The organism is Cyanobium sp. T1B-Tous, assembly GCF_024345475.1.
GTDB lineage: Bacteria > Cyanobacteriota > Cyanobacteriia > PCC-6307 > Cyanobiaceae > Cyanobium_A.
In genome coordinates, this window is sequence record NZ_JAGQBE010000006.1 from 1 (window position 1) to 11,385 (window position 11,385).

At 66.4% G+C, this 11,385-nt stretch carries 13 protein-coding genes and 1 tRNA gene; 4 read left to right on the forward strand and 10 right to left on the reverse strand.

Annotated elements, in window-relative coordinates; translation table 11 throughout:
- Both KBY71_RS02425 and KBY71_RS02430 read left to right on the forward strand, forming a co-directional pair.
- Positions 1-1,467 (forward strand): sulfotransferase (locus KBY71_RS02425; protein WP_254927405.1); only part of this gene is annotated, 1,467 nt, incomplete at its 5' end.
- On the forward strand, positions 1,464-2,171 hold the full coding sequence (locus tag KBY71_RS02430; protein WP_254927406.1) for a peptidylprolyl isomerase: 708 nt from the start codon (positions 1,464-1,466) through the stop codon (positions 2,169-2,171). The genes KBY71_RS02425 and KBY71_RS02430, both read left to right, overlap by 4 nt.
- On the opposite strand, the gene KBY71_RS02435 is transcribed toward KBY71_RS02430, so the two are convergent.
- The 3 genes from KBY71_RS02435 to htpG form a co-directional block, all read right to left on the reverse strand.
- On the reverse strand, positions 2,168-2,500 hold the full coding sequence (locus KBY71_RS02435; protein ID WP_254927407.1) for a type II toxin-antitoxin system PemK/MazF family toxin: 333 nt from the start codon (positions 2,498-2,500) through the stop codon (positions 2,168-2,170). The genes KBY71_RS02430 and KBY71_RS02435 overlap by 4 nt on opposite strands.
- Positions 2,497-2,715 carry an antitoxin MazE family protein gene (locus KBY71_RS02440; RefSeq protein ID WP_254927408.1) on the reverse strand — a complete coding sequence of 73 codons (219 nt, stop codon included), beginning with the start codon at positions 2,713-2,715 and terminating at the stop codon, positions 2,497-2,499. Before KBY71_RS02440 ends, KBY71_RS02435 begins: the two co-directional genes overlap by 4 nt.
- A 69-nt stretch (positions 2,716-2,784) precedes the next feature.
- Positions 2,785-4,740, reverse strand: coding sequence for a molecular chaperone HtpG (gene htpG, locus KBY71_RS02445; protein ID WP_254927409.1), 1,956 nt, complete (start codon positions 4,738-4,740; stop codon positions 2,785-2,787).
- 125 nt (positions 4,741-4,865) lie between these two features.
- On the opposite strand from htpG, the gene KBY71_RS02450 reads away from it, so the two are divergent.
- The gene (locus tag KBY71_RS02450) at positions 4,866-5,609 is read left to right on the forward strand and encodes a DUF3598 family protein (protein ID WP_254927410.1); all 744 of its coding nucleotides are present in this window, start codon (positions 4,866-4,868) and stop codon (positions 5,607-5,609) included.
- Between the two features lie 10 nt (positions 5,610-5,619).
- On the opposite strand, the gene KBY71_RS02455 is transcribed toward KBY71_RS02450, so the two are convergent.
- Genes KBY71_RS02455 through KBY71_RS02470 form a run of 4 tightly spaced genes read right to left on the reverse strand, consistent with a single transcriptional unit; the run spans position 5,620 to position 8,363 of the window.
- Positions 5,620-5,844: a ferredoxin family protein gene (locus tag KBY71_RS02455; RefSeq protein ID WP_254927411.1), complete on the reverse strand. Its 225-nt coding sequence runs from the start codon at positions 5,842-5,844 to the stop codon at positions 5,620-5,622.
- Positions 5,845-5,869: 25 nt separating this feature from the next.
- Entirely contained in the window at positions 5,870-7,039 is a 1,170-nt protein-coding gene (locus KBY71_RS02460) for an ATP phosphoribosyltransferase regulatory subunit (protein WP_254927412.1), read from the reverse strand.
- A 35-nt stretch (positions 7,040-7,074) separates the two neighbouring features.
- Positions 7,075-7,983 (reverse strand): inositol monophosphatase family protein, encoded by a 909-nt coding sequence (locus KBY71_RS02465; RefSeq protein ID WP_254927413.1) that lies wholly within the window; start codon positions 7,981-7,983, stop codon positions 7,075-7,077.
- Positions 7,983-8,363, reverse strand: coding sequence for a 2Fe-2S iron-sulfur cluster-binding protein (locus KBY71_RS02470; protein WP_254927414.1), 381 nt, complete (start codon positions 8,361-8,363; stop codon positions 7,983-7,985). Before KBY71_RS02470 ends, KBY71_RS02465 begins: the two co-directional genes overlap by 1 nt.
- Before the next feature lie 38 nt (positions 8,364-8,401).
- Between KBY71_RS02470 and KBY71_RS02475 the strand changes: the two genes are divergently transcribed.
- Positions 8,402-8,488 (forward strand) — tRNA-Ser (locus KBY71_RS02475).
- A gap of 77 nt (positions 8,489-8,565) precedes the next feature.
- On the opposite strand, the gene pstB is transcribed toward KBY71_RS02475, so the two are convergent.
- The 3 genes from pstB to pstC are packed head-to-tail and all read right to left on the reverse strand — an operon-like array spanning position 8,566 to position 11,319.
- Positions 8,566-9,390 carry a phosphate ABC transporter ATP-binding protein PstB gene (gene pstB / locus KBY71_RS02480; RefSeq protein WP_254927415.1) on the reverse strand — a complete coding sequence of 275 codons (825 nt, stop codon included), beginning with the start codon at positions 9,388-9,390 and terminating at the stop codon, positions 8,566-8,568.
- Between the two features lie 40 nt (positions 9,391-9,430).
- Positions 9,431-10,345, reverse strand: coding sequence for a phosphate ABC transporter permease PstA (pstA, locus tag KBY71_RS02485; protein WP_254927416.1), 915 nt, complete (start codon positions 10,343-10,345; stop codon positions 9,431-9,433).
- Between the two features lie 8 nt (positions 10,346-10,353).
- The gene (gene pstC, locus KBY71_RS02490; RefSeq protein WP_254927417.1) at positions 10,354-11,319 is read right to left on the reverse strand and encodes a phosphate ABC transporter permease subunit PstC; all 966 of its coding nucleotides are present in this window, start codon (positions 11,317-11,319) and stop codon (positions 10,354-10,356) included.
- Positions 11,320-11,385 lie beyond the last annotated feature (66 nt).

Here is an 11,385-nt window from a genome sequence, read left to right on the forward strand (position 1 = left end):
GCCCTGGCTGGGTTGGGGCATGGCTTGCTGCAGCAGGGCCGGATGGAGGAGGCCCTCGATTGTTTTCGTCAGCTGCGAACCACCGCGCCTTTGCAGGGCTGGAGCCAGCTGATCCATGCCCGCGAGGTGCCTGACGATCCCGCCGTGCTGGAGCAGATGGAAACCAGCGCCCGGCAGCCCAGCCTGGAGGGCCGCGTGCGCAGTGGCCTGTTGTTCACCCTGGCGGCCGCCTGGGATCGAAAAAAAGAGTATGGGAGGGCCTTCGCCCTGGCTCAGGAGGCCAACGAGGCTTCCAAGCTCCATCTCCACTACTGCCCGCCCGCCCACCGCGAAAGCGTGGAGGAGGTTATGGCCGTGTTTTCGGAGTCGTTGCTCGCCTCCCGATCGGATTGGGGCCATCCCTCCCGCCGACCCGTCTTTGTGTTGGGCATGCCCCGCTCAGGTACCACCTTGGTGGAGCAGATCCTGGGTAGCCACAGCCAGGTGCATGGGGCCGGCGAACTCTCCCAGGTGGGCGAGTTGATCCAGCGAATGATTGCCTGGGAGCTTCATCTGGGGAGTGGTCTCAGTTATCCAGCCTGTGTGGCCGATCTCACCGCCACCGATCTGCAGCGACATGGCCAGCACCTGCTCGATGGCCTTTCAGCTTTGGCCCCGGGCCCAGAACGCCATGTGATCGACAAGTTGCCCCACAACTTTGAGCACATCGGCCTGATCAAGCTCGTGTTTCCCAATGCCGCAATCCTGCACGTGCGGCGGGATCCGCGCGACATCGCAATCTCCAACTACATCACCGATTACGCGGCGAAATTTGGAGGTATGGGTTTCGCCTACGACCTCGGCTGGATCGGCGAACAGCTGGTAGACCACGACCGCTTGATGACCCATTGGCACCGCCTGTTTCCCGGGCAGATCCTTGAGGTGCCCTACGAAGCCCTCGTGGACGACACCGAGGCCTGGGCCCGGCGAATGCTGGAGCATCTGGACCTGCCCTGGGATCCAGCCGTGCTCGAGTTTCAAAGCCTCGAGCGCTCCGTTAAAACCGCGAGTGTTTGGCAGGTGCGGCAGCCGGTTTACACCAGCTCCAAAGCCCGCTGGCGCCGCTACGCCGAACACCTCAATGCCCTCGACGCGGTGCTGGCGGCATGCCCCCCGGCAGATCCGGATCCGCTTCCGCCACCCGAGCTTCCGCCGGGGCAATTCGCAGCCGGGATGGAGGCCTTGCAGGCGGGCCGAGCCGATCTGGCGCGCCAGCAGTTCGCCCGTGTGTTGGTGGCCAACCCCCGCCATGCCGCTGCCCACCATTTTCTGGGTGCGGCTCTAGCGCAGCTGGGGAATCTGCCTGCTGCCCGCGAAGCCATGCAGCGCTCGGTGCAGCTCCATCCGCGCCAACCGAGCTGGCAGGCCAACCTGGCGGCAATCCAGGCGGCGCTCGATCGCGCAGGCTTGGGGAACAGGCAGCCATGAGCCTCGCCTGGTTGCAGGACAACCGGGCCTCCATGGCGCGCTGCGGCGTGTTGCGCCAGGCGCTGCGGGTGGAGCTGATCGAGCTGGCCCTTGCGGAGGCCCAGGTTCCGCTGCCCCCCCCTGACCAATTGCAGAGTGCGCTTCAAGCGTTCTGGAAGCAGCGGCAACTGCCGCCGCCGAAGCGCGTGGCCTGGCTCGCCGAGCGCGATCTCACAGAGCAGGATCTGGCGCTGATGGTGAGCCGCTCCGGCCGCTGGCAGCACTGGTGCGGGCAGCAGTGGCACCAGAAGCACGAGGCCCTCTTTCTCAAGCACAAAAACCAGCTGGATCAGGCCACCGCTTCGGTGTTGCGGCTGGAGGAGGAGGGCCTGGCACGGGAGCTGTATTTGCAGCTCGCCGAGGGTGAAAGCAGCTTTGCCGAGATTGGTCGCCACTTTTGCGGTGATCACCCCAACCGCCAGAGCGGGCAGTGGGGACCCAAACCCCTCAGTGAGCTGCCGCCAGCCCTGGCTGAGCTGATCCGCACCACGCCCGTGGGCCAACTGCGCGAACCCCACCGCCTGGGCCCGGGCGACTGGGTGGTGCTGCGGGTGGAAGCGTTCACGGGTAGCCGGGTGGATGACCCTGAGGTGCAGCAGCGCTTGCTGCGCTTGGAGGGGGAGGCCTGGCTGGATCAGCGGATTGAGGCGTGGCTGAAGGGCTAGCCGCCAGCCAGCCCTAAAAACACAACCGCGGCCTGCTGGAGTCTCTGCAGGTCGTTGCGACCCAGCTTGCCGATGCAGGCTCCGAGACGTCGCCGCGACACGGTTGTGATCTTGTCGACCATTAACTGGCTTGTGGCCGCGAGCCCGTTGCCACTGGAGGGCTTGACCGGGATCCGAAACAGGGGCGCCTCGGTGGGATCACTGGTGAAGGCACAGATCGTGATCGAATCCGTGCCGTCGAACGCGTCGTGCTGCAGGATCACCGCAGGGCGAGGTTTGCCGGTGACATCGCCACCGCCGGCCACGGTCCAGATCTCACCCCGTTTCACAGCTGATCGAGCTGGCTGATGTCGTCGATGAAGGCCTGATCGGTGGATGCCAATGGGCTCCCAGCCACCGCCATCGACTGGTGATGGGCTGCGACCAGGAAGGCGTTCGTGCGCGTATCAGGGATCCAGATCTGCACTGGGCGGAAGCCTTGCTCTCGAAGCCGTTGTCGATGGGCCATCACTCGTTGACGCGTGGCATCGGAGTTGGTTGCCATACCGCAGCCCCACTTGCAGTTACATGTTACGCGGGCGCGGGTGATGCGCGGCCAGATCCAGGAGTCTCTTCAGAGCCCCCGCTGCATCAACTGCCCCATCAACGTCGCGCTGCGTTGCTGGAAGCCGGCCAGCTCGTTGGGCTCCAGGCCGCCCACCGCCAGGCGGGCGAGCTCGTAGATGTGGCGGCTGAGGTCGTCGGCTAGCTGTTGGCTCGGCGAGCTGCCGCCGGCGCCCGTGATCACCGACCCGGCCGAGAGCTTGAGCAGGCCCTCCACCAGGGGGTGCTTGCGGTTCACGAGCAGCACGTGGTGATCGGGCAGGCCCGGCAGGCGCTGCTCCATCAGGGCGCCCATGTCGTTGATGCGGCGCATCTGCTCTGGCAGCAGGATCAGGGCGGCGGGGGCGTTGTCGCCCTTGAGCGCCTGCACCTGGATGGTGATCTTGTCGTTGGCGAGGGCGCCCTTGAACAGCTCCCGCACCTTCTCGCTGGAATCCTTCCCCTCGGCATCGCTCAGTTCGCTCTCCTTCTCCTGCAGGGAGTCGTCGAGCTCGCTGTCCACCCGCTGGAACTTGAGCTCCTCATGGCGGTATTCCAGCCAGGGGATGAATTGGGTGTCGATGAAGGTGTCGGCCAGCAGCACCTCGGCCCCCTGGCTCTTCCACAGGGCCAGCGCACCGGCCTGCCCGGCCTCATCGGTGCAGTAGAGGATGCGCTTGTCGTTGTCGGTCGCCAGGCGCGTGCGATACCCCGCCAGGGTGGTGTAGGCCTTGCCGCCCTCAGCGGGGATGGGGTCGAGGGTCTGAGCTTCGGATGATTGATCGTCAGCGGCGGCTGGCTGTTCCTGCGGTTGCGCAGTGGTCCCGAAGAGCACCAGGTCGGCCACCTGCTCGGCGAACTTGTCGTCTTCCAGGGCGCCGATCTTGATGAAGGGGGCCACCGATTCCCAGATTTCGGCGTAGCGCTTGGGATCGTCCTTGTGCAGTTCCTTGAGCCGGTCACCCACCTTCTTGGCCACGAAGCCGCCGATCGAGCGCACGCGCCGGTCGGTCTGCAGGGCTGAACGGCTCACGTTCAGCGGGATGTCCGGCGAATCGATCACCCCGCGCAGGGGCAGCAGGTAGCGGGGCACCACCTCCTTGATCGAGTCGCTCACGAACACGTTGTTGCAGTAGAGCTTGATCTCGCCCTTCTCCCAATCGGCCCGGCCGCTGGATTTGGGGAAGAACAGGATGCCCTGCAGGTTGTAGGGGTAGTCGGTGTTGAGGTGCACCCACAGCAGCGGATCGCCCTGGAAGGGGTAGAGGTAGCGGTAGAGCTCGATGTAGTCGTTGTCGCTCAAGTCGCGGGGGCTCTTGCGCCAGGGGGATTCGCGCTTGTTGACCGTTTCGCCCTCCAGCTGCACCTCCACCGGCAGGAAGTCGCAATAGGTGGTGATCAGGGTGCGGATGCGGGATGGCTCGATGTACTCGAGCTCCTCGTCCATCAGGTGCAGGACCACATCGGTGCCCGGCTCGCTGCGCTCGGCCCCTTCCAGGCTGAAGTTGGGGGAGCCATCGCAGCTCCAACGCACGGCCTCAGCCCCCTCCCGGGCTGAGAGCGTGACCAGCTCCACCTGCTTCGCCACCATGAAGCTGGAGTAGAAGCCCAGGCCGAAGTGGCCGATGATCGCGTCGCTTTCCTGCTTGTACTTCTCGAGGAAGTCTTCGGCGCTCGAAAACGCCACCTGGTTGATGTAGCGCTTCACCTCATCGGCATCCATGCCGATGCCGTTGTCAGAGATGGTGAGGGTGTTGGCCTCGCGGTCGATGCGAATGGAAATCTTGCCCTCGGGGCCCTCGCTGCAGTCGCCGCCCATGGCGGCCATGCGCCGCTTGCTGATGGCATCCACGCCATTGCTCACCAGCTCCCGCAGGAACACCTCGTGGCCGCTGTAGACGGCCTTCTTGATGATCGGGAAGATGTTCTCGGTGTGGATCTGGATCTGGCCCTGTTCCGCCTGCAGCACCACAGCTTTTGAAATCATGCTGCCCCCACATTCCCCCGGGGTGGGCCTGGCCGCCAAGGGGGCGCCATGGGCAGGAAACCGACCAAGCCCGCCGGCGGAGTGGGCTCCATAGGATTGCCCCCTCCCCTTCTCTGCCCCCGCACATGGCCAGCCAGTGGCAGAACTTCCTGCTCAACCTGGGCGCCTGGCAGGGTTCCTTCACGGGCATCAGCCCCACGGGCGCGGTGCTCAAGGACACGCCCTCCCTGCTGACGCTTGAAGCCGGCGAGCAAAGCGGCGACGGAGCGATCACGATGGTGCGCTTCGGCTTGCAGCGTTTTGAGGGGGGCGACCGCGGCGCAGCCCCCAGCAGCGACCTGAGCCAGGAGTACCGCAGCCTCGGCCGCCAGGTGGTGTTTTTTGACACGGGCACCTTCTGCAAGGGGTCGTTGCAGCTCGCCCCCGGCACGGTGTTTGGCGGGGAGTTTGGCTTTGTGCATGGCGATCGCCGCCACCGGCTGGTGTTGCTCTACGGCGAAGCCGGCAGCGCGGACCAGTTGGTGTTGATCCGGGAATTCCGGGTGGGCACTGGCGCCCAGGAGTGCCCGCCGTTGACGGCTGAGCAGGTGCAGGGCCCCTGGCAGGGCACGGCTGCCACCATTGCGGCCGACTGGCCCGAACCCGACCGGGCCGAAGCCCAGGTGGACTTCACCGCCGCCGAACTGGCTGGGTTCCAGTGGCTCCCCGATGGGGGCTACTGCCGCTGGCCCCAACAGGTGAGCCACCGGGAGGCCTTCACGGTGGAAGCGGGCTGGCTTACGGCGCCCGACCGGCTCGAGCGCCTGATCCGCCGCTACGACGGCAGCGGCGCCTGGCTCTCAGCCACCCATCAGGTGTTGGGCCGCTAGGGGAGGCGGCTCAGCCCGCCTGCTGCAGCTCGGGTTTCTCCTCGGGCAGGATCGCCCCCGCCACCGGGCACACCTGCAGGCAGATGCCGCAGTCGATGCAGGTGTCGAAGTCGATCCAATAGAAGGCCGTGCCCTTGCTGTTGGCGCCCTGGCCGGGATGGATGCAGGCCACTGGGCAGGCATCCACGCAATCGGCGACGCCCTCGCAGACGTTGGTGACGATCGTGTGGGCCATGAAATCGGTGGGTGCTGGCGGGATCCTAGGGAGCGATCCAGAGGGTGCGGCTGCAGCCCCGCTCCTGGCCAATGGCCTCGGCGGCGGCCTGGTTGGCGGTGGCACCGCTGAGCAGCTCGGCGGCGCTGCCGGCCTGGTGCAGGGCCTCCAACTGGTCGAGGGCCGTGGCCAGTTGGTCGGGGCGCCCGTAGGCCACCAGCACGGGTGCGGTCGTGTCCAGCGTGGGTGCCACGAGTTCGCGCACGGCCTCGATGTCGAAGCCGAAGCCCACCCCTGCCGCCTGGCTCGGCTCCGGGCAGAACCGCCCCACCAGGGCGTCGTAACGGCCGCCGCTGGCGATCTCCACCGGGGCCTCCGCTCCCTGGCACACCAGTTTCAACACCAACCCGTCGTAGAGGGCGAAGTGGGGCTGGAAGCTGGGGTCGAGTTGCAGCTGCACACCGAGCCGTTCGGCGGCCGGGGTCACCGCCGCCAGGGTGTCCGCCAGGGCGCTGAGCAGGGGGATTGGTCCGAGCCACTGCTCCAGTTGGTAGAGCACACGCACCGGTTCGCCCCGCAGGCGCATCAGGGCCGCCAGCCGCTGGTGATCGGCTTCCGGCAGGGTCAGCTGGGCCAGGGCGAGCGGGTCGAAGCTGGTGAGGGCATGGCGGGCGGCACCGCGCTGCTGCGCCGGCAGCTGGGCCAGCAGGGCGCTCAGCAGGCCGTGGTGTCCCACCAGCAGGCGTGGCTGGTGCCGGCCCTCCAGCCCCAGGGTTCCGGCGGCGGCCAGCAGCAGGCGCATCAGCTCCACATCGGCGGCGGCCGACTCCACGCCCAGCAGCTCCACGCCGCTCTGCAGCTGCTCCAGGATGCGTTGGCCGCCGCCGTCCCCCACCGCGCTGCGGAAGGTGCTGCCCATGCCCCACAGCCTCAGCGGCCTGGGCCGTTCTGCCATGCGGGTGCTGGCGGCCCGGGCGATGGAGGCGGTGAGCTCCGGGCGCAGCCCCAGGGGTTCATCGGTCGCCAGCCGCACCAGTTCCCGGCCGTCGATGCCTCCGCCCGCTTCCAGGGTGTCGAGCCGCTCAAAACTCGGTGGTGCCACCTCCTGGTAGCCCCAGAGCCGATACACCGACGCCAGCTGCTCGGCGATGCGGCGGTTGCCTTCCACCTCGCGGGGATTGCGATCCCGGGCGCCGGCGGCGGGTTGGAGGGCCATTGCGGCGAGGGGCTGGAGAAAGGGGTGGCCTGATCCTATGGATCGAGCCTGGGCGGATCGAGTTCGGGGGCGCCGTAGCTGGCGCCGGCCAGGGGCCGGCACTGGGACAACCCCTCGATCAGCGGCTGCTGCAGGCCGGCGCCGCAGGCGAGGATCCGCCCCGATTCCAGCGCCAGGGGGCTGCCGTCGTAGGCGCTCACCACGCCGCCGGCCTCCTCCACCAGCACCACACCCGCGGCCAGATCCCAGGGGGAGAGCCCCCGCTCCCACAGGCCATCGAGCTTGCCGGCGGCCACGAAGGCCAGATCCAGGGCCACCGAACCGCCCCTCCGCACCCCCTGGGTGCGGTGGGTGAACCAGGCGAATTCGGCGTAGTTGTTGTCGAGCCGGGTACGGCGGTCGTAGGCGAACCCCGTCACCAGCAGGGCCTGATCCAGGCTGGGGCAGTCGCTCACCTGCAGGCGGCTGCCATTGCACCAGGCTCCCAGCCCGGGAGCGGCCCAGTAGAGCTGCTCGAGCCCCGGGGCCGCCAGGGCGCCCAGGAGGGGTTGGCCGCGCCAGCAAAGCCCCACCGAGGTGCCAAAGAACGGATAGCTGTGGGCGTAGTTGGTGGTGCCGTCCAGGGGATCGACGCACCATTCCAGATCGCCGGGCCTGGCCTGGCGGCCGCTCTCCTCGGCCAGCACTCCGATGGCTGGAGTTTCCGCCGCCAGCACCGCCAGCACCGCCGCTTCTGCGGCGTGATCGGCCTCGGTCACCAGGTCGCCCGAGCGCCCCTTTTCCCGCACCTGCTCGAGCTTGCCGAAGTACTGGCGCAGCTGGGCTCCGCCGGCTTCAGCCGCCGAGCGGGCCACATCCAACAGCCGCTCCAGCTCGGCTGTGCTGAGCCCGGATCGCTGGAAGGCGTCACTGGATTGGCGGATGCCCGCGTCGGTCGCAGCCATCACTCCTCGTCCAGGGGCAGGCCCGGCCGCACCTGGCCCCGGCCGAAATGGCGTCCGAACTGCAGTTCGTAGACCTCGTCCTCGTCCTGGGTTTCCACCTCGAGGGGGCCGGTGGCGCGGGCCACGCACAGCAGGCCATAGCCCTTGGCCCGCAGCTCCCGGGACAGCCCGAGGGCTTCGCGGTGGTCGATCTCACCGGTCAGCACCCGCACCGCGCAGGCGGTGCAGCAGCCGTTGCGGCAGCTGAAGGGCAGCGGGTCGCCCTGCTGTTCAAAGCTGCGCAGGATGTACTCCCCCTCCGGCACGTCGTGCTGGATCACCTGGCCGGTCTGGCGCCAGTGGATCGTCACCGGATGGGCGCGTGGGGTGGTGCTACTCATGCTGCTACATTGCCATCCGGTTGCCCCATTTTGCCCCTGGAGAGGTGGCCGAGTGGTCGAAGGCGCAGCACTGGAAATGCTGTATAGGGGCAACTCTATCGAGGGTTCGAATCCCTCCCTCTCCGTTTCAAAAGCCGGCTTCGCAGCCGGCTTTTTCATGGCCTGATCGCAGGCCCGGGTGACATTCGATCGCTCCGGATTTTTAGCCGAAACGGCCGCTCACGTAATCCTGGGTGGCCTGCTGGCCCGGCGCATTGAAGATGCGTTCGGTGTCATTGAACTCCACCAGATAACCCACCTTGCCGGTGCCACCCTCAACGGCTTCAGCGTTGAAAAATGCCGTTTGATCGGCGACGCGAACAGCCTGCTGCATGTTGTGGGTCACGATGATGATCGTGTAGCTCCGCTTGAGCTCGTGCATCGTTTCCTCGATCTTCAGGGTGGAGATTGGATCGAGGGCTGAGCACGGCTCGTCCATCAAAATCACCTCCGGCTCCGTGGCGATGGCCCGGGCAATGCAGAGGCGCTGCTGCTGACCACCCGAGAGGGCAAAGCCGCTCTCACGCAGCTTGTCCTTGCACTCGTCCCACACGGCGGCCTTGCGCAGCGAGCGCTCCACCAGTTCGTCCATGTCCCCTTTGAAGCCGTTGATGCGAGCCCCAAAGGCGATGTTTTCGTAGATCGTTTTGGGGAAGGGGTTGGGTTTCTGAAACACCATGCCGATGCGGCGTCGCACTTCCACCGGATCCACCCGGGGGTCGTAGAGGTCGTGCCCGTCAAACACCACCCGGCCCTTGAGCTTGCACCCTGGAATCAGGTCGTTCATGCGGTTCAGGGCGCGCAGAACCGTTGATTTGCCACAGCCCGAAGGTCCGATGAAGGCCGTCACCCGCCCCCGGGGAATGTCCATGAAGACATTTTTGACCGCTTCAAACTTGCCGTAGGAGATGGTGACGTTCTGCAGGGACATGCAGGCATCAACCGTGGCGCTGTTGTCGGCCGACGTTTGGTAAAGGCTGCTGGTCATGGGTCTGAAGGGGAGGAGGGGAGGCGGTGTGAAATGGCGTTCAGACTTTGGCCATCCGGCTGATCCAGCGTGCCAGCAGATTGGCACCGAGGATCATCATGACCAACACAAAGGAAGCAGCCCAGGCCAGGGCGTTCTGGACCTCATACGGCATGATCGCGAAGTTGAAGATCAGCACCGACATGGTGGCGATCGGGCTGAACACTCCCTCCGGCCAGAAGGGGGAGAACAGGGCGGTGAAAATCAGGGGAGCGGTTTCCCCCGCGGCCCTGGCGATGGCGAGCACCACCCCGGTGGCGATCGGGGTGAAGGCGGAGGGCAGGGTGATGCGCGTCACGGTCACAAACTTCGACGCGCCCACCCCATAGGCCCCCCAGCGCAGTTCCTGAGGCACGAGCTTCAGGCCCTCATCGGTGGTTTTGATCACCGTGGGCAGCATCAGCACGGCCAGGGCGATGCCACCGGCCAAGGCGCTATAGCTCTGATCGAAAAAGATGCGGGTCGTCACCACGACGCCGTAGACAAACACGCCGGCGATGATCGAGGGCACACCGGCCAGCACGTCATTGCCGAAGCCCACAAATTGGGCAAACCACCCCCGACTCGAGTACTCGCTGAGATAGACGCCCCCGCCCACACCCACGGGGATCGCGATCAGGGAGGCGATCAGGGTCACGAGGATGGTGCCGAGGATGGCATTGCCAATCCCGCCACCATCGAGGCCGGGGGGTGGGGGCAGCTGGGTCAGCAGGCCGAAGCTGACCAACCGGCCCCCCTGCACCAGCACGTGAGCCAGCACCAACACCAGGGGCAGCACGGCGATGGCCGCAAACACACCGGCGATGGTGGTGAAGAGCAGGTTGAAGCGGTTGCGCCGCAGGCTCGGGTCAAAGTGCAGCGGCCGCCTGTCGAAGAGGGCGCTGGTGGCGTAGGTGATCGGTGCCGGAGTCGCCATGGGGAAGATCAGTAACGCAGGCTTAGGCGACGCACGATCCATTGGGCGGCCACGTTCACTGAGAAGGTGAGCACCATCAGGATCAGGGCGGCATACATCAGAGCCGACACCTGGATGCCATCGGCTTCCCCGAATTGGTTGGCCAGCATGGAGGCGATCGTGTTGCCCGGAGCCAGCAGGGACAGGTCAAAGTTGAGGGCGTTGCCGATGATCATCGTCACGGCCATGGTTTCCCCCATGGCCCGGCCCAGAGCCAACATCACACCGCCGGTGATTGCCGAAATGGCCGCCGGCAGGATCACGCTGAAGATCGCCCCCCAGCGGGTGGTGCCCACCCCGTAGGCCCCCTGGCGCAGCTCGACCGGCACCTGGTTGAGGGCATCGCGGGCAATGGCCGTGATGATCGGCAACACCATCACCACCAGGATCAGGATCGCCGGCGCCATGCCGGGACCCTGGGGCACGGTGTTGAAGAAGGGACTCCAGCCCAGGAGGGTGTGGACCAGGTTGAGTGCAGGCCGGATCGCGGGTTCCATCACGAAGATGGCCCACAGGCCCAGCACCACGGAGGGAATCGCCGCCAGCAGCTCCACCATCAAACCGATGGCATCCCGCAGGGCGGTGGGGATCAGGTCTTCGGTGATGAAGATGGCCGTACCCACCCCGAGGGGGACGGCGATGAGCAGGGACAGCAAGGAGGTCACCAACGTGCCGTAGATGGCCACGAAGGCTCCGTACTGCTCGTTAACTGGGTCCCAATTGGAGGTGGTGAGGAAGTTCAGCCCGAAGGTGGCAATCGCCTCACGGGCTCCTTGGAACACCGTGAGAAAGATGCCCAGCAGCACGATGGCCACCGTGGAGGCCAGCAGCAGGGTGAGCTGCCGGAACCCGAGATCCACCAGCTTTTCCGCCGGCGGCCGGCGTCGCAGGGTGAACGCATCGGCGTTCAGGGCGGGGTTGGGATCCGTCGGCATGGGGGTGCGAGGCTTTGCATCGGTCAGCGCGGAGTTGGCCGATCCCTGCGAAATCTACGAACTGCC

Coding starts and splice junctions, on each gene's coding strand:
- KBY71_RS02460 (WP_254927412.1), bottom strand. CDS start 7,039: ATGGCCCTCCAACCCGCCGCCGGCGCCCGGGATCGCAATCCCCGCGAG.
- pstA (WP_254927416.1), bottom strand. CDS start 10,345: ATGGCGACTCCGGCACCGATCACCTACGCCACCAGCGCCCTCTTCGAC.
- KBY71_RS02440 (WP_254927408.1), bottom strand. CDS start 2,715: ATGGCAACCAACTCCGATGCCACGCGTCAACGAGTGATGGCCCATCGA.
- htpG (WP_254927409.1), bottom strand. CDS start 4,740: ATGATTTCAAAAGCTGTGGTGCTGCAGGCGGAACAGGGCCAGATCCAG.
- KBY71_RS02430 (WP_254927406.1), top strand. CDS start 1,464: ATGAGCCTCGCCTGGTTGCAGGACAACCGGGCCTCCATGGCGCGCTGC.
- KBY71_RS02455 (WP_254927411.1), bottom strand. CDS start 5,844: ATGGCCCACACGATCGTCACCAACGTCTGCGAGGGCGTCGCCGATTGC.
- KBY71_RS02465 (WP_254927413.1), bottom strand. CDS start 7,983: ATGGCTGCGACCGACGCGGGCATCCGCCAATCCAGTGACGCCTTCCAG.
- pstC (WP_254927417.1), bottom strand. CDS start 11,319: ATGCCGACGGATCCCAACCCCGCCCTGAACGCCGATGCGTTCACCCTG.
- pstB (WP_254927415.1), bottom strand. CDS start 9,390: ATGACCAGCAGCCTTTACCAAACGTCGGCCGACAACAGCGCCACGGTT.
- KBY71_RS02450 (WP_254927410.1), top strand. CDS start 4,866: ATGGCCAGCCAGTGGCAGAACTTCCTGCTCAACCTGGGCGCCTGGCAG.
- KBY71_RS02470 (WP_254927414.1), bottom strand. CDS start 8,363: ATGAGTAGCACCACCCCACGCGCCCATCCGGTGACGATCCACTGGCGC.